Source organism: Campylobacter magnus, assembly GCF_028649595.1.
Lineage (GTDB): Bacteria > Campylobacterota > Campylobacteria > Campylobacterales > Campylobacteraceae > Campylobacter > Campylobacter magnus.
Window position 1 is genome coordinate 453,893 of record NZ_JAQSLK010000001.1, and the last position, 16,041, is coordinate 469,933.

The following is a 16,041-nucleotide window of genomic DNA, read 5'->3' on the forward strand; positions in this document are numbered from 1 at the left end:
TAAATCTAGAATTCCTAGAATATTTTTACTAATTTCTTGTAGGAATTCAAGTTTATTGTGCTATAATCGGCGGTTAAAATTTATTTTTAGGATTACAAAATGGATGTAAGAGCTGAATATTTAAAGTATTTTAAAAATCTTGGGCATGAAGTAATAGAGAGTGCGCCGCTGGTGCCTGATGATGCGACTTTGCTATTTACAAACGCTGGTATGGTGCCATTTAAGAGCATTTTTACAGGTGCTGTGCCTCGCCCTATTCCACCCATACGCACTAGCTGTCAAACCTGCATAAGAGCTGGTGGCAAGCATAATGACTTAGATAATGTAGGCTACACCGCACGCCACCATACTTTTTTTGAGATGCTAGGAAATTTTAGCTTTGGCGAGTATTTCAAAAAAGAAGCAATAGGCTATGCGTGGGAGTTCGTAACTGGCGTGCTAAAACTGCCAAAAGAGCGTCTTTATGTAAGTGTATATGAAAAAGACGATGAAGCTTATGAGCTGTGGAAGGCTTATGTGATTGATGAGAGCCATATTTACCGCTTTGGCGAAAAAGATAATTTCTGGGCGATGGGCGATACTGGGCCTTGTGGGCCATGTTCTGAGATCTACTACGACCAAGGCGCAGAGCATTTTAAAGGCGAAGAAGACTACATGGGCGGCGATGGCGATCGCTTCCTTGAGATTTGGAACCTTGTATTTATGCAATACGAGCGCTCAAGCGATGGCACGCTAAGCCCACTACCAAAGCCTAGTATAGATACTGGTATGGGTTTAGAGCGTGTTCAAGCGATTTTAGAGGGCAAGTTTAGCAACTACGATACTGAACTTTTCATGCCTTTAATAAACCATGTAGCAAAATTATGCGGAATTCCGTATGAATATGAAAAAGGCGCAAGTTATAGAGTAATCGCTGATCATATTCGCTCGGTTAGTTTTTTACTAGCTCAGGGTGTAAACTTTGATAAAGAGGGCCGTGGATATGTGCTTAGACGCATTTTGCGCCGTGCTGTACGCCACGGATATTTGCTTGGCATAAAAGAGCCATTTATGTATAAGTTAGTTGATACTCTTTGCCAGATTATGGGCTCGCACTATACTTATTTAAATGAAAAGAAAGAAAATATTAAAGAGCTAATCCGCCTTGAAGAAGAGAGATTTCTAGCTACTATTTCGGCTGGGCTTGAGCTATTTAACGCTGAGCTAGCAAATACAAAAGATGTATTTTCTGGCGAGGTGGCATTTAAGCTATATGATACTTACGGCTTTCCGCTTGATCTAACTGCTGATATGCTAAGAGAAAAAGGGCTAAGTGTAGATAGCGCAAAGTTTGATGAGCTAATGAATGAGCAAAAAGCAAGAGCTAAGGCTAGTTGGAAAGGTAGCGGCGATGCGAAGGCTGAAAGTGGCGATTTTAAAGAGCTTTTAGAAGAGTTTGGCGAAAATGAGTTTGTAGGATATGATAATTTAAGCTGGAATTCTAGAATTCTAGCCCTTTTAGATGAGAACTTTAAGCGTGTAAGCTCTCTTAACTCAGGTGTGGGTTATGTTCTGCTTGATAAAACTCCGCTTTATGCTAGAAGTGGTGGGCAGTGCGGCGATACGGGCTTTGTAGGCAAAAATGAAGTGCTTGATACCACAAAGCACTTTGGGCTAAATCTAGCGCAAATCAAGGTCAAAGAGCCACTAAAAGTGGGCGAAAATGTAGAAGTAAAAGTAAATGAAAGCGCAAGACTTCAAACTCGCCGTCATCATAGTGCTACGCACTTGCTTCACGCCGCACTTCGCAAATTCCTTGGTGAGCATATCGCTCAAGCTGGATCTAGCGTGGAGCCAAATCGCTTGCGCTTTGACTTTTCGCATCCAAAGCCAGTAACTAGCCAGGAATTAGAGCAGATTGAAAGCTGGGTAAATGCACAAATCCAAAAAGGAGCAAAGGCAAAAACTGAAATAATGGACATTGAGAGTGCTAAAAACTCAGGTGCAATCGCACTTTTTGGCGAGAAATACGGAGAAATGGTGCGTGTGCTAACGCTTGGTGAGAGCAAGGAATTTTGCGGCGGCACGCATGTAGAAAATATAAATGAAATCGGCTCATTTTTCATCACAAAAGAAAGCGGTGTAAGTGCTGGCGTTAGGCGCATCGAAGCCATTTGTGCTAGTTCTGCTACGCAGTATACAAACGAGCTAAGACATGAGCTTGGCGAGTGCGAAATAGAGCTGAAAAATGCTGATTTGCTAAGTGCTATTAAAAAACTAAAAGCTGAGCTAAAAGCAGCCAAAGACGAGCTAAAAAATGCTAGTTCTAATAGCAGTTTAGAAAGCTTTGATATAAAAGGCGCAAAGGTTGTAATCAGCGAGTTTGGTGGCGATATAAAAAGCAAAATTGACGAGCTAAAAAATGGAGCCGATAAAGTAATAGCCGTGCTAGCAAATGTAAAAGACGGCAAAGTAAGCTTAGCTGTGGGCGTAAAAGGCTGTGAGCTAAAAGCAGGTGAAATAGTGAGCAAAATCGCACCTATAATAAATGGTGGCGGTGGTGGCAGAAGTGACTTTGCCACAGCAGGTGGCAAAGACCCAAGCCGCTTAAATGAAGCTTTTAAAAGCGCAAAAGAGCTAATAAGCGCAAGTTTGTAATCTAGAATTCCTATATAAAGAATTCTAGAATTTAGCTTAGGAATTCTAGAATTTATTGCTAGGAATTCTAAAATTTGGAATTCTAGAATTTAGGAATTCTAGATTTTAGGAATTCTAGAATTCCTAAATAAATTTAAAAAAGAAAAAAAATGAAAAAAATATTTTTAGCTTTATTTTTGCTGGTATTTTGTGCTTATTCGCAAAATGATAGTGATGAAAATCAAAGCGCAGAAATCTCTGGGAGTATGAAAGCACCGAGCATTGGTGAAGCTAAAAAAGCCTGCGAAAATAAAGAAAAACTCGCTTGTATAACAGCAGTTAGCATGATGATGAGCGAAGCAAACTCTAGCGCAGATGAGTTAAAAGAAGCCTACAAACTAACCCAAAATCTCTGGCCAAGCCAAGATCTAGTGCGAGAAAAAAGCCTAAAAACCTACGAGTTAGCAGAGGTACTAGATGGCGTTGCTTTGGATATAACTCATTTTTTTACTGGCACGCAAGAAAAATTAGTCTGCGATGAGCTACCACTTATTCTAGCACTAGCTAGAAATAACGCTACCCAGCCACTACAAGAGCGCATTTATGGCATAAGCGGCGGCGAGCTTATGGAGCTATTTAGAACATACAAAATCAGCCCAAAAATCGCTGAAATTTTCACAAAATAAGGCAAAAAATGGCAGAAGCAGCTTTTATGAAAACCCAGCAATTACTGCCCTTTTTGCTTAGTTCTTTTGGCTCGCTTTTCATAGCTGCGCAAGTTGGGCTAATCGTCTTTTGCCACTATCAAAAAGAAAATAAAATCGCCCTTAGAGAGCTAAAACGCTTTTTTGGAGCGATTTTTTTCTTGCTTATTTGTTTGATAGCTTTTGGGCTTATTGCTTGGAAGCAGCAAGAAAACATCTTTTTTGACCCTATGAAAGAGGCGATAATCACTACAAAAATCGCCGTAAGCCTTTTTATAGCTGTAAATCTTTGCTATATGTATTATAAGTTTATCAGCGCAAAAAAAGCCTTTAGCAAAAACGAAAGCATTGAAATACGCGAAAATATAGTGCTTATTGCTTATTATTTCACGCCTTTAAATATAGTGCTTAGCATGCTTAGTATTTATCTTGGCATTGCTTTGCGTGATTTTTAGGGGTTTGCGTGGTATTTTTAGCTTCTAGTTCGGCTTCAAGGGCTTTGCTTTTAAAGCAAGCTGGCATTGCTTATGAGCAAATAGCATTTGATTACGATGAGAGCAAGATCTGCGCTATAAAAACTGCGCCAGTTTCTTACAGCCAAGCTGTAGTGGAGCAAAAGGTCTTGCAGTTTAAAGCGCATTTTGGCTCACAGTTGGGGCAGTTTTTGGAGCGTGGGGCAATAATTTTTGCTGATTCTAGCGTGATTTGTAAGGGGCAGATTTTAGGCAAGGCAAAGGATGAGAGCCACGCAAGGGCTATGTTAGAATTACAAAGTGGAGCAAAAGCTAGCGTATATGCCGCAATGTGTGTGCTAGCAAAGGATTTTACACTCTGGGCCCTAAGCGTGGCTAGCTATGATTTTGCGCCTTATCCTAAGCGTGAAATTGATAAATATATAGCAAGTGGCGAGTATATAGGCAAGGCTGGAGCGATGATGATAGAGGGTTTTTCTGGGCGGTATATTTTATCTCAGCACGGCGATATAAGCACAGCTATGGGTCTTGATGTGCCTTTGCTAAAAGCTTTTTTGGGCTAAAATGAGTGTTTTAAATATTTTAGCCGCACTCGTTTTTTGATAGCTGGGGTTTTGGGCGGATTTAGCGTTTTCTATATTTAGCTTTGAAAACATGCTTTTATTACAACACCCTAGCCTTTTTAAATATCACTCTTAGCGTAAACTAGAATTCCTAAGCTAAAAATACCCCCTAACCCCCAAAAAGCCTAAGAATTCTAGAATTCATAAACTAGAATTCCTAAACTAGAATTCTCAATCTAGAATTCCTAGGCAATTCTAGGGCTAAAAACTTAGAGCTAGAATGCTTTTTAGGCTGTTTTCTTGCTTTGTTTTAAGGGCTGTGATGTAAGCAATATTTTGCTCTTTTATCTTAGAAAAGCTTTCTTTAAGGCCTAGCAAAAACTTCGTGCTAAAAGGAGCCGTGCTAGTAATATCGCCCTCAAACTCATAGTAGCAAAGCTCGCCTAGCACACGCTCACGCACATACTCTAAGCTAGGATAAAACAGCGCAAAACTAAGCGGGTCGCTCTCATAACTTTTTCTTTGCGTGGCGATTTTGCTACTTAGGTGCGAAAGGCTTAGGCGCACGGCTGAGGCGTAGTTTGTGGCGATTTTGATATTTAGTCTTTCAAAAAACACATCAAGCCTAGCAAATTTTGCCTCAAGCTCACGCTCGTATGCCAAAAAAAACAGCCCATAAGTATCGCAACTAAACTCTCTAATATGCGCAAAAAGTATATCAGAGTGCAGGGCATCATCCTTTCGCACGCTCTCAAACCTAGCCTTGTAGTCCAAAGCCTGATTTTTAAGCTCATCAAAAATGCTTTGCAAATCACCTTTAATGCGCTCTTTTAGCTCTATTAGCCCTCTTTTTAGCTTGTTAAACATTTTGGCTAGTTTATCATCATTGTAAATAAGTGCTAAAAGCGCAGCGTCCTCATCTAGTAGTGGTGCTTGGTAGCTAGCACGCTCGATTTTTTTGCCAAAAATACCACTGCTAGACTTGAAATACTCGCATTCTTTTGGCGTAATGAAGCTTAAAATCTGCTGGGCAACAAAGCTAGCATTTTGCTTTAACTCATCAAAAATTAACAAAAAGCTCTTTTTATACTCGCTCTCAAGCTCTTTGATTTTTTCCTTAAAACTTATATCAAAACTCTCTAAAATCTCTGTAAGCCCCTCTAAAACCCCAAGGGCAAAGTGGTTTTGCTCCACTAAGGAATTCTTAATTTGCGCTAGATTTGCCTTTATAAACTCATCAGCACTAAAACTATCCAAAAAGCTAAAAATCTGCTTAAATCCACTCTCATCGCTCTGCCCTACCCTTTGCATTTTAGCTGAGATTGCACAAACATCGCTAAAATACTCATTATAAGTGATTTTGCTGTGATTTAGCACGCGCTTTATTTCTTCATCATTTAATTTGTCTTTTTGATTTAGCGCACAGATTGCGTGGTTTTTTAGCGTTTTTGGCACAAGTGAGAGCTCATTTAGCTCCCCAGCACGAGCAGCATTATCTATAAGAGAAAGCCAGATTAGTCCGCTACACTCTTTTAGTATTTTCATGGTCTCTGCTGTATCCTTAGCACTTCTAGAGTTTAGCCCTGGGGTGTCTATGAAGCTAACTTTTTTTAAAATCTCGTTTGGTAGATGAATATACAAAGCTTTTACGGCTTTTATATCCTTTCTTTGATCTACAAAATCACCAAGAGCATCAAGGCTTAGATACTCCTCTCTACCATCTTCATAAAGTGCTTTTAAGAAAGATTGCGGGGCGTATTTGATAAAAGTAGGCTTTGCTGTTACTGGTATGATGCCAGTAGGCAGTATATCTGCGCCTAAAATTGCGTTTAAAAAACTTGATTTGCCACTACTAAACTGCCCCACCACAGCCACACTAAGTGGCTCATAAAATAGCGTATTTAGCGCATTTAGCCGCTCTTTTAGCTCTGCGCTAGGCAGCTGCGAAGGCTCCAAAACAGCAGCGCAAAATCTCTCAAACTCGCCCTTAAAACCATCACTAAATGTGCGATCAAAACGCTCTGCGTATTCTCTTATAAAGGTTTCTAGCATTTTTCTAACCTTTCTTTTAGCTCTTTTGCTTTGTTTAAATTTTGCGCACAAAGCTTAGAATTTTGGCTTAAATCTGCGCTTTTTTGCTCATTTTTGCTAAGGAATTCTAGAATTTTTTCATTTTGGCTAGCAAAATGCTCTTTTAGCTCTTTTAGCGAGTTTTCAAGCGAGCTTTTAAAGTCTTTTGCACACTCGCTAAGCAAAGAAATAATCTGTCCCTCCAAATCTAGCGAGCTTAAAAACTCGTTTAAAGCACTTTTTAGCGCACTAGAGTTCTTGCTTAGATCCGAGCTTTTTAATGCTTCTTTTATGGCATTTTTAAGACTCTCTTGCTCTATTTTTAGCTCTTTGCTACCAATATATTCTTTAAAATCAGGCATTTTAAAGCTAAAATCATTTAAAAGCTCTTTTAAATTAAGCGCAAAACTTTCTAATTTAAGCTCTAAAATGCGCCTTTTATCCCTAAATAAATCAATCAAAAAGTCGCTAATTGCGCTATTTGCGATAGCAAAAAGCAAGTCATTATCGGCCTTTTGTTTTTTAGCGCTTCTGTATTTTACCTCATTCATCACCCTATCAGCAATCTTGCTTGAAATTGCGCTTATTTCATTTTGTGTGCTGATTTTCTCATCTTTTAAAGAGTTTGTGATATTTGCGATTTTTTGTTCGCTATCATTTAGAGCTAGTTCTAGCTGGCTAGCTTGCGCTTTTAGCTTTGATATTTCATCATTTGCTTTAGCTCCACTAGCATTTAGTGCCCTTAGCTCGCTCTCAAACTCACTAAAAAGCGCACCAGCAATAAGTCCAAGCTCTTTTTTATAAGCATTTAGTATAATGCTAGCCTTTTTAGAGCTCTCTCCAAAAAAGCTAGCAAAAAGATGTGCTTTAAGCTCGTTTATACCGATATTTGCAGGTGCTGAGACTAGAAAATATTTTATATTTTTTGCTAGCTCCTCATTTAGCTCTCCAAGTTCTTCAAGCACGCTTCTTTGCGTGTATTCAAGCACACTTAGTCTCTCAGCCTCGCTAAGCTTGTCAATGTGTGTAAGAAGCACGAGAATTTCAGAATTTTTACTAGTTAAAACTATATCACGCAAAAACGCCATATCCTTAGCACTTGCAGCTTGGGCTGCGTTCATTAGATATAGTAGGCTATCACAGCTTTTTAGGTAGTTTGCGCTTAACTCTTCTCTTGCTTTTATCGCATCGTCTATGCCTGGAGTGTCTATTATATCGATGCCTGAGAGTATCTCAGCATTTATGCCAAGAGTGCAGAGCTTTACATACTGGGCTAGTTCGCTACTAGCAGCTGTGTATTTAGGCAGCGCGTCAAGGCTTATGTTTATATCTTTTAGCTCTTTTTTTGGCAACTGCCCTTGCTCATCAGTGCTAAAAAACTCAATCTTAGCATAAGGCTCATCGCTGTATTTTAAAGCGCAAATCGCTGCTGTTTGGGGGATGTTTGAGACGCCTAGTAAATTTTGAGCGATAAGAGCATTTAAAAGACTTGATTTGCCAGCATTTACCACCCCGCTCAAGGCTAGGCTAAAGTTTGCGTTATTTGCCGAGTTTATAGCTTTTTGTAGCCTTGAGCCCATGCTTTTATCACAAAGCAAACTTAACTCTTTTGCTATTTCATTTAGCTCATCCATACTGCGCTTAAAGCTCGTATTTGACGCACTTGGAGAGCTTAGCTCATCGTAGTTAAGCCCTAGCATAAAGCTTTTTAAAACTTCAAGGTATTTTAAATCTAAAATTCCCACCTCATTTAGCCTAGAAAGAGCCAAAATAAGCTCATTTCGTGGCATTTTTAGATTTTCTAAAGCATTTAAAATTCCAGCTTGAGCACTTTGGATATTATACTTATCCTTACCGCCAGCTACGCTTTTTAGCACAGATGTAAAAGACCCTAGGCACTCCAAGCGAGCGATATTGTTCTCATTAGCACAGAGCACTATAGCCCCGCTGTGCGCATCGCAAACTACCTGCTTGGCATAATCCACACGCAAAAGCTCCACGCCCCAAAGTGCACTTAAAACATCGTTTTTTTGCAAAATAAACCTCCAAAAAATCTAAAAACCAAAAGAGCCAAAATAAAAATAAAAAGCACAAGTGAAATCTCAGCAAGGCTTATAAACTCATACTTTGGCACTAGATACCAGCCTCTCTCATAAGCTTGTAAAAAATAAGCCCTAAGCCCATCAAAACTAAGTCCAGGTGGCGGCTGTGGCGCATCAAAGCCACAAAGTGCCTTTGGCAAAAACATATCGCTCCACCACTCATGCAGCCGCAATCCAAAATGAAAGCTAGGTTCTAGCTTGCAGCCGCTTACGCCAAAGGGGTTTGCGGCATTTAGGCTGGATTTTATATGCATTAGCGTGATAGACACACTAGCTCCATACCCTGCGCCGTAGATGATAAGAGCGTAGGAAATAAAGCGCAAAATACGAGGCAAAACAAGAGCCAAAACCGCACCCAAAAAGACCACACAAAAGGCGTAGCGGATATAAACGCAGTTTTCACAAGGCGGCATAAAAAGCCAAACTTGAAGAACAAAATGCGCCACAAGCACGCTAAATATGCTAAGCAAAGCGATAAAAAGCCAAAAATATCTGCCAAATAAAAACTTTTTCATAAGGATATTTTAGGCTGATTTTGTAAATATAGCGTATTTTTTGGGGAGAATTTTGATTTTTGGTTCTTGAATTAACTTTTTTAATTCTTGAATTAGCTATTTTGTCTCTTGGGTGTGTAGCAAAATAAAAAACTCTTACAACTTGCTTAACTTGTATAAAAACGAGAAAAAATGGATAAAAATGTAGAAGTTTTTATCCATTTTCGTGCTTTAAGCTTTGGCGAAGAATTTTTATTTTTTGTTTTCTCGTGTAGTTTCTAGCATATCTTGGTGTAATCCAAGTGCCAAATCTCTTAGTTTGTCGCCACCATCTTTTTCCTTTCTTTTTTTCCGCTCAGCATCCTCTTTTAGCTCTGCGTCCATATATTTTATATATTCTGGGTCATCGCATAGCATTTTTTCGTAATTATAGCTAATTAGTTCATCGGCTTTGTATTCTAACACTTCATATCGATGACTCCAAATATCATCACCATCATTATCAGCTTCTACTTGCTTTGGTTCTATCCTTATTCTTTTACCATTTTTAGTAGCGATTACCTCGTTATTATCTATATATTCTTTATCACCAAAATATGTATCCACAAAAGCTGTTTCGTTATTTTTCATTACGACTATTAGTCTGTTTGCGTTATTTTCATCTTTGCCAAACTTAAATTTCAAGCCAAATTTTGCTAGTTCTTTAAGCCAAGAATCCTTTTTAATATTCACATTTACATCAATAAATTTATAGCATTGCTGAGTGTCTTCGTAATTAGGATTTTTGTAAAAATCGAGCGTATATAATTTTACTTTTTCTCCAAAAGCAACTGAAGCAATTAGTCCTGCGGCAACTACTGAACCAAGAATTTTTTTCATTTTTTCTCCTTTGAAAAATTAAGTTTAAAAATAGAATTTTATCCAAACCTCTATTTTTTAGTTAGAGAATTCTAGAATTCCTTAGAATTAGAGAATTTTAGAATTCCCTAGAATTCCACAGAATTCCTTAAACTAGAATTCCCCAAACTAAAATTCCCTAAGATAAAAAATACCCCCTAGCCCCCAAAAACGCAGATAAAAGTTAGGGAATTCTAAAATTCTAAATTGGCTAAAGCCTTTATAAGCTTTCTTTTATCTCTATTTTTACGATTTTATCATTTGGCTTTATGCTATCAAGCACTTTTAGGCTATCTTTGCCCTCTACGTCGCCAAAGATAGTATGAACGCCATCTAAATGTGGCTGCGGCGCAAAGCAGATAAAAAACTGCGAACCGCCGGTATCACGGCCTGCGTGAGCCATTGAGAGCGTGCCTTTTTTGTGTTTTTCTTTTTGCCCTACGCACTCGCATTTTATGCGCCAGCCAGGTCCACCTGTGCCAGTGCCGTATGGGCAGCCGCCTTGTGCGACAAAGCCAGGTATTACTCTATGAAAGCTAAGTCCGTCATAAAAGCCGCTTTTAGCAAGTTCGGCGAAGTTTGCCACGGTTTGCGGGGCGCTTTTTGGATATAATTTTATATTTATATCGCCACGCTCTGTGCTAAGCACGGCATAAGCGCACTTTGCTAGCTCAGCTTCATTTATTTCATAAGTTTTTAACTCTTCCATTTTTATCCTTTATTTTGATTTACGCTGTTTTTAGGCTATTTTTTGATTTTTTATCACTGCTTTTTACGACATATAGCATGCCAGCAGTAAAAAACGCAGCAATAGCTACTATAAACACAAATTCCATTTATTTCTCATTGACTAAATTTCGGCGATTCTAGTATCGTGCGCTTAATGTGACTAAACTAAGCGAGCACGAGCGAAGGCGCACTGAGCGAACGCCCAAGCGAAGTGCGAGTGAAGTTTAGTCGCTCTAAGCGTGCGAGACAAATCGCCACAGATTTTACTCTACATTAGTATAGACAGCTTGCACATCATCATCATCTTCAAGCTTATCAAGCAGCTTTTCAAGCTCGCTCATTTGCTCATCGTTTAGCGATATAGTAGAGTTTGGTAAGAATTCCAAAGCTCCTTTTTTTATCACAAGTGAGTTTTCTTCAAGTGCTGCGCTAAGCGTGCCAAAAGCCGTGTAATCGCCTATTATGCGAAGCTCGTCATCGCTGCTCTCCATCTCTTCAAGCCCAGCGTCTATTAGTGCAAGTTCTAGCTCGTCAGTATCGCCCCCATAAGGCTCACAGCTAAATACAGCCTTGCGAGAAAACATAAAATTTAGTGAGCCAGAAGGCAGCATTTCGCCGCCGTTTTTGTTAAAAATTGATTTTATATTTGCTACGGTGCGAGTTGGATTATCAGTTGCGGTCTCTACTATGATTTGAACGCCGTGTGCGCCTTTGCCATCGTAAAATATAGTTTTGATATCCGCGCTGTCCTTGCCATTTGCCCTTTTTATCGCAGCATCGATGTTGTCTTTTGGCATATTTTGTGCCTTAGCAGTTGCGATTGCGGTGCGAAGTTTTGGGTTCATATCAGGGTCAGTTCCGCCCTCTTTTGCAGCTATTGTAATTGCCTTGCCAAGCTTTGGAAATAGCTTGCTCATCTTATCCCAGCGTGCTTCTTTGCTTGCTCTGCGGTATTCAAATGCTCTTCCCATTGTCTTTGTCCTTGATAGAAAATTATAAAACGGCGATTATATCAAAAAATGCATATATTTTGCTAATATTTAAAAAAAAGGGGCTAAAATCGCTTTTTAAAAATTCACTAAAAGGACGCAAAAATGACTTTTGAAGCAAATAATATAAACTGCCAAAACTGCGCAAATACTATAATCTCAGAGCTTAAAGAGGATTTTGGCGAGATTAGCGTTGATCTTAGCGTAAGCCCACGCCGTGTAAGCGTGGAGCTTGATGAGAGCAAAGAACAAGGCTTTAAAGAGGCAATGAGCGAACTTGGCTTTGATGTGATAAAAAGAATTGATTAAAGCTTTCTAGGAATTCTAGAATTTAAGGAATTCTAGAATTTAAAGAATTCTCTTTGGGAATTCTAGTTTAAGGAATTCTCTTTGGGAATTCTAGAATTTCAGCATTTTGGAATTCCAAAATTTAATAAAACAAAAAATCATGAGCAAACTTCATCTAAACATCACCGGCATGACCTGCGTAAACTGCGCAAATGCTATCACAAGAGCAACAAAAAAAATAAAAGGCGTAAAAAGCGCAAATATTAGTCTAAGCGATAATAGTGGCATTTTTGAGCTAGAAAACAAAAGCGTAGAGCAAAAAATAATAGAAAAAATAAAAGCCCTTGGCTTTGGCGTAGCGCATGATTTTAACGAGCTTTTAATGGCTCAGGCAAAAGAGCAAAAAGTGCTAGCTATAAAGCTAACAATAAGCGCAGTTTGCTCAGGCTTAATCATGCTTTTTCACTTTGGCTTAATTTCTGCTAGCCACGATTTTATCGCACTTTCATCGCTTATTTTGTGCTTCCTTTGCCTGCTTTGCGGCACTAGCTTTTACACCCACGCCCTACGCAGCCTAAAAGAAAAAAACTTTGATATGAACACCCTTGTTAGCCTTGGAGTGTTCTCAGCCTTTTTCTACTCGCTGTTTGCGTATTTTGCTGGCTCTCACGAGCTGTATTTTGACAGCCCTGCGATGATTATTAGCTTCGTGCTGCTTGGCAAGTTTTTAGAGAGCAAAGCAAGGGCAAAAACCAGCCTGCGTCTAAAAAGCCTAATGGACTTAAAGCCAAAAATAGCGCATTTGCTCTTAGCTGATGGCACAGAAAAGCAGATAAAAGCAAGCGAGCTAAAAATAGGAGATATAATCAGCATAAAGCCAGGCGAACACGCCCCAAGTGACGCTATAATCACTTATGGCGGGGCTGAGTTTGATGAGAGTGCGATAAATGGTGAGAGCCTGCCACGATATAAAAGCGTGGGTGAAAATATCTTTGGTGGCAGCACAAATATAAATGGCACCATACTAGCAAAAATTGCTAAAAACCCAAAAGAAAGCCTGCTAGAAGGCATTATTTCAAGCTTACAGCAAAGTGCGAGCAAAAAGCTAAACATAGCTCGCCTAGCCGATAAAATCTCAAATATTTTTGTGCCTAGCGTGATCGGGGTTTCGCTACTAACGCTTATTATTTGGAGTTTTTTTGATGTTGATAAGGCTGTGATTTGCGCTATTAGCGTGCTTGTGATTTCTTGCCCTTGTGCCTTAGGGCTTGCTACGCCTATTGCCATAGTCTGCGCTCTTAGCAAAGGCTCAAAATCTGGAATTCTCATAAAAAATCCAGCCATAATAGAGCTTATTAAAGGCGCAAAAATCGTAGCCTTTGATAAAACCGGCACGCTTACAAAAGGCTCTTTAAGCGTGAGTGCTACGAGCTTAAATGATGATGATTTAAGGCTTGCTGGCTTTTTAAGTAAGGCAAGCTCGCACCCTATCTCAAAGGCAATCAGCAAATACGTGGGCACAAGCAAGGGCGCAAAGGGCATAAAAGAGCTAGCAGGACTTGGCATAGAGTATGAAGAAAACGGCGTTTTAATGCTCTTAGGCAGCATTAAACTACTCCAAAATCACGGCGTAGTTCTAAATGAAAGCCAAAAAGAGCAGATTTTAGCACAAAACGCAGCTTTAGCGCTACTAGCTGTGGGTGGCGAGTATAGGGGCTTTATCGCCCTAAGCGATGAGATCAAAGAAGGCGCAAAAGAGCTAATAAGCAAGCTAAAAGCAAAGGGGCTAAAATGCGTAATGTTAAGTGGAGATAATGAAAAAAATGCTGGGCAAATAAGTAGCAAACTTGGGCTTGATGAGTATTATGCTGGGCTTTTGCCAAACGAGAAAGTAGAGCTTTTAAGGGGCTTTGGGGGGAGTGCTGTTTTTGTAGGTGATGGTATAAATGACGCGCTTGCTATGAAAGAAGCGATGATAGGCGTAGCAATCAGCAATTCAAGCGATATTAGCAAAGATGCTAGCGATATAATCATCATAAAAGATGATATAAAGGCACTCTCAGAGCTTTTTAGCTTAGGGCAAAAAGCGCTAAAAATCATCAAGCAAAATCTCTTTTGGGCATTTTGTTATAACGCTCTTTGTATTCCGCTCGCAGCTGGTGTTTTTGGGGGTGCGGGGGTATTTTTAACCCCAGCTATCGCAGCATTTGCCATGAGTTCTAGCTCAGTAATAGTCGTGCTAAACTCTTTGCGCCTTTTAAGGTAATTTTGGAATTCCAAAGTGGAATTCCAAAATTACCTAGCAAATTAGAATTCCTATAAATTATACTTAGCAATTCTAGAATTCCCTAAAAACTACGCCTTGCTTAAAAGCTCTTTTATCTCGCTTTTGCTTAGAGCTCTGCCAGCACTTAGCACCACTTCATTTACCACTAGCGCAGGCACGCTTAGCACACCATAGCTAGCAATCACCGAAATATCCTTGATATACTCCACTTCAAGCCCCAAACCTAGCTCTTTTAGGGCTGATTTGCAATTTTCATTTAGCTCATTACAGCAGCCTGTGCCTAGCACCTTTATGCTTGTTATTTCACCGCTAAAACTCTTTGGCTCAAAGCTTGTCTCATTAGCATTGCAAGCACATTTTAGCTTTTTTTTCTTAAAAAACTTAAACATTTTCTCTCCTTAAATAAAAATATATGCAAAAGCATTAAAAATATAGCCTATGAGAATAATCCCCAAGCTAAGCGTAATCACAAAAGCTGCTAGCAAGCGTGGACTCATAACCTTTGAGAGCATCACAAGCGAAGGCAGACTAAGTGCTGTAACACTCATCAAAAAGCTAAGCACTGTGCCTAGTCCTGCACCTTTTTCTAAAAGCGCAAGAGCTACTGGAATAGCCGCAAAAGTATCAGCATACATAGGAATTCCAACCACGCAAGCAAGTAGCACGCTATACCACAAATCAGCCCCAAGCACGCTTTCTACTAGGTTTTGGGGCAAGAGATTATGGATAAAAGAACCTATTGCCACGCCTAGTAAAATATAGAGCCAAACTCGCTTTATAATGTCTTTTGCGCCGTTTTTGGCTTCTTTTATGCGCTCTTTTTGGCTTGGGGACGTGTAGTTTGCTGTGGCTTTGATGGCTGTGATTTTTACAAAGCCTAGTTTTTCTATGATATATCCGCTCAAAATCGCTATAACAAGCCCTGAGAGCAAATACGCAAGGGCGATTTTATACCCAAACTCGCTGATTAAAATAGCAAGCGAGGCAAGGTCAGCCATCGGCGACATAATAAGAAAGCTAAGCGTAACGCCTATGCTAAGCCCTGCGCTACAAAATCCTATAAAAAGCGGAATACTAGAACACGAGCAAAAGGGCGTCAAAATCCCCAGCAAAGCCCCAAAAATCCTGCCCCAAAAACCATTCATAGAACCTAAGATTTCTTTGGTTCTTTGCGGCGGAAAGTAGCTTTGGATATAGCTAATGCCAAAAACAAGCACAAAAAGCAAGAAAAAAATCTTAATGCTATCATAAAGAAAAAAATGTAGCACCGAAAAAATCTTTGAGCCAAGCTCTAAGCCAAGGGCTTCTAAAAGCCTGCTTAGCCCAGTATCTAAGTAAGAAAATGAGAAAATTTCTTTTAAAAATTCCCCAAAGCACCTAAAATATCTTTCATTTTTTATCCTTTTAATTGATGTTTGTCTATATATTTTTGCCTTTTTAGAGCGTGAGTTTAGAGTTTTAATTCTACTTTTACCTTTTTAATTACGCTCTTTATGCTCGCAGTTTAAGGCGGACAAGAAATCGCATTTATGCTTTCTTTAAACTCTTTAAAACGCTCGCAGTTTATGTCGTAGTGCTGCCATTTGCCCTCTTTAAAAGCAAAGACCAAGCCGCACTCACACAAAATCTTCATATGATGAGATAGAGTAGGCTGCGTTACTTCAAGCTTTTCTAAAAGCTCGCAAGCGCAAAGTCTGCCCTTTGTTAGCATTTTTATTATATTTAGTCTGTTTGTGTCGCTTAGGGCTTTTGCGATTTGGGCTAGTTCTTCTATACTCATTTTTTACCTTATATTGATATTTGTCTATGTATTGTAACAAATATATAGA

At 39.4% G+C, this 16,041-nt stretch carries 15 protein-coding genes; 6 read left to right on the forward strand and 9 right to left on the reverse strand.

Translation table 11 applies throughout. The features are described from left to right. Positions 1–99: 99 nt before the first annotated feature. The 4 genes from alaS to maf all read left to right on the forward strand — a co-directional run bounded on the left by alaS (position 100) and on the right by maf (position 4,356). On the forward strand, positions 100–2,637 hold the full coding sequence (alaS, locus tag PTQ34_RS02130) for an alanine--tRNA ligase (RefSeq protein WP_273931812.1): 2,538 nt from the start codon (positions 100–102) through the stop codon (positions 2,635–2,637). A 149-nt stretch (positions 2,638–2,786) separates the two neighbouring features. Continuing rightward, positions 2,787–3,302, forward strand: coding sequence for a hypothetical protein (locus PTQ34_RS02135; protein WP_273931813.1), 516 nt, complete (start codon positions 2,787–2,789; stop codon positions 3,300–3,302). 8 nt (positions 3,303–3,310) lie between these two features. After that, positions 3,311–3,775 (forward strand): hypothetical protein, encoded by a 465-nt coding sequence (locus tag PTQ34_RS02140; RefSeq protein ID WP_273931815.1) that lies wholly within the window; start codon positions 3,311–3,313, stop codon positions 3,773–3,775. Positions 3,776–3,783: 8 nt separating this feature from the next. Further along, positions 3,784–4,356 (forward strand): septum formation inhibitor Maf, encoded by a 573-nt coding sequence (maf, locus tag PTQ34_RS02145; RefSeq protein ID WP_273931816.1) that lies wholly within the window; start codon positions 3,784–3,786, stop codon positions 4,354–4,356. A gap of 261 nt (positions 4,357–4,617) precedes the next feature. Here the strand turns inward: maf and PTQ34_RS02150 are convergent, their stop codons facing one another. The 6 genes from PTQ34_RS02150 to PTQ34_RS02175 all read right to left on the reverse strand — a co-directional run bounded on the left by PTQ34_RS02150 (position 4,618) and on the right by PTQ34_RS02175 (position 11,619). After that, complete coding sequence (locus PTQ34_RS02150; protein WP_273931817.1) at positions 4,618–6,408, reverse strand: dynamin family protein; 1,791 nt, start codon at positions 6,406–6,408, stop codon at positions 4,618–4,620. Then, on the reverse strand, positions 6,402–8,462 hold the full coding sequence (locus PTQ34_RS02155) for a dynamin family protein (protein WP_273931818.1): 2,061 nt from the start codon (positions 8,460–8,462) through the stop codon (positions 6,402–6,404). Before PTQ34_RS02155 ends, PTQ34_RS02150 begins: the two co-directional genes overlap by 7 nt. Then, positions 8,441–9,043: a disulfide bond formation protein B gene (locus PTQ34_RS02160; RefSeq protein ID WP_273931819.1), complete on the reverse strand. Its 603-nt coding sequence runs from the start codon at positions 9,041–9,043 to the stop codon at positions 8,441–8,443. Before PTQ34_RS02160 ends, PTQ34_RS02155 begins: the two co-directional genes overlap by 22 nt. Before the next feature lie 231 nt (positions 9,044–9,274). Then, positions 9,275–9,901, reverse strand: a complete 627-nt coding sequence (locus PTQ34_RS02165) for a hypothetical protein (RefSeq protein WP_273931820.1) — start codon at positions 9,899–9,901, stop codon at positions 9,275–9,277. 238 nt (positions 9,902–10,139) lie between these two features. Next, positions 10,140–10,628 carry a peptidylprolyl isomerase gene (locus PTQ34_RS02170; protein WP_273931821.1) on the reverse strand — a complete coding sequence of 163 codons (489 nt, stop codon included), beginning with the start codon at positions 10,626–10,628 and terminating at the stop codon, positions 10,140–10,142. Between the two features lie 283 nt (positions 10,629–10,911). Then, positions 10,912–11,619 (reverse strand): YebC/PmpR family DNA-binding transcriptional regulator, encoded by a 708-nt coding sequence (locus PTQ34_RS02175; RefSeq protein ID WP_273931823.1) that lies wholly within the window; start codon positions 11,617–11,619, stop codon positions 10,912–10,914. A gap of 123 nt (positions 11,620–11,742) precedes the next feature. Here PTQ34_RS02175 and PTQ34_RS02180 point away from each other — a divergent pair, with 123 nt between their 5' ends. Further along, positions 11,743–11,946, forward strand: coding sequence for a heavy-metal-associated domain-containing protein (locus tag PTQ34_RS02180; RefSeq protein ID WP_273931824.1), 204 nt, complete (start codon positions 11,743–11,745; stop codon positions 11,944–11,946). Positions 11,947–12,085: 139 nt separating this feature from the next. Beyond that, a complete protein-coding gene (locus PTQ34_RS02185) occupies positions 12,086–14,191 on the forward strand; it encodes a heavy metal translocating P-type ATPase (protein ID WP_273931825.1) in 2,106 nt (701 codons plus the stop codon). Positions 14,192–14,280: 89 nt separating this feature from the next. On the opposite strand, the gene PTQ34_RS02190 is transcribed toward PTQ34_RS02185, so the two are convergent. From PTQ34_RS02190 to PTQ34_RS02200, 3 genes are all read right to left on the reverse strand, one after another. Then, positions 14,281–14,601, reverse strand: coding sequence for a thioredoxin family protein (locus tag PTQ34_RS02190; protein WP_273931826.1), 321 nt, complete (start codon positions 14,599–14,601; stop codon positions 14,281–14,283). Positions 14,602–14,610: 9 nt separating this feature from the next. Then, positions 14,611–15,480: a permease gene (locus PTQ34_RS02195; RefSeq protein WP_273931827.1), complete on the reverse strand. Its 870-nt coding sequence runs from the start codon at positions 15,478–15,480 to the stop codon at positions 14,611–14,613. Between the two features lie 236 nt (positions 15,481–15,716). Then, positions 15,717–15,992 (reverse strand): ArsR/SmtB family transcription factor, encoded by a 276-nt coding sequence (locus PTQ34_RS02200; RefSeq protein ID WP_273931828.1) that lies wholly within the window; start codon positions 15,990–15,992, stop codon positions 15,717–15,719. Between the last annotated feature and the right edge of the window lie 49 nt (positions 15,993–16,041).

What these genes read in the sequence shown, in the direction of transcription:
- alaS (WP_273931812.1), top strand. Translation starts at nt 100, where the DNA reads ATGGATGTAAGAGCTGAATATTTAAAGTATTTTAAAAATCTTGGGCAT.
- PTQ34_RS02135 (WP_273931813.1), top strand. Translation starts at nt 2,787, where the DNA reads ATGAAAAAAATATTTTTAGCTTTATTTTTGCTGGTATTTTGTGCTTAT.
- PTQ34_RS02140 (WP_273931815.1), top strand. Translation starts at nt 3,311, where the DNA reads ATGGCAGAAGCAGCTTTTATGAAAACCCAGCAATTACTGCCCTTTTTG.
- PTQ34_RS02150 (WP_273931817.1), bottom strand. Translation starts at nt 6,408, where the DNA reads ATGCTAGAAACCTTTATAAGAGAATACGCAGAGCGTTTTGATCGCACA.
- PTQ34_RS02160 (WP_273931819.1), bottom strand. Translation starts at nt 9,043, where the DNA reads ATGAAAAAGTTTTTATTTGGCAGATATTTTTGGCTTTTTATCGCTTTG.
- PTQ34_RS02165 (WP_273931820.1), bottom strand. Translation starts at nt 9,901, where the DNA reads ATGAAAAAAATTCTTGGTTCAGTAGTTGCCGCAGGACTAATTGCTTCA.
- PTQ34_RS02170 (WP_273931821.1), bottom strand. Translation starts at nt 10,628, where the DNA reads ATGGAAGAGTTAAAAACTTATGAAATAAATGAAGCTGAGCTAGCAAAG.
- PTQ34_RS02175 (WP_273931823.1), bottom strand. Translation starts at nt 11,619, where the DNA reads ATGGGAAGAGCATTTGAATACCGCAGAGCAAGCAAAGAAGCACGCTGG.
- PTQ34_RS02180 (WP_273931824.1), top strand. Translation starts at nt 11,743, where the DNA reads ATGACTTTTGAAGCAAATAATATAAACTGCCAAAACTGCGCAAATACT.
- PTQ34_RS02185 (WP_273931825.1), top strand. Translation starts at nt 12,086, where the DNA reads ATGAGCAAACTTCATCTAAACATCACCGGCATGACCTGCGTAAACTGC.
- PTQ34_RS02190 (WP_273931826.1), bottom strand. Translation starts at nt 14,601, where the DNA reads ATGTTTAAGTTTTTTAAGAAAAAAAAGCTAAAATGTGCTTGCAATGCT.
- PTQ34_RS02200 (WP_273931828.1), bottom strand. Translation starts at nt 15,992, where the DNA reads ATGAGTATAGAAGAACTAGCCCAAATCGCAAAAGCCCTAAGCGACACA.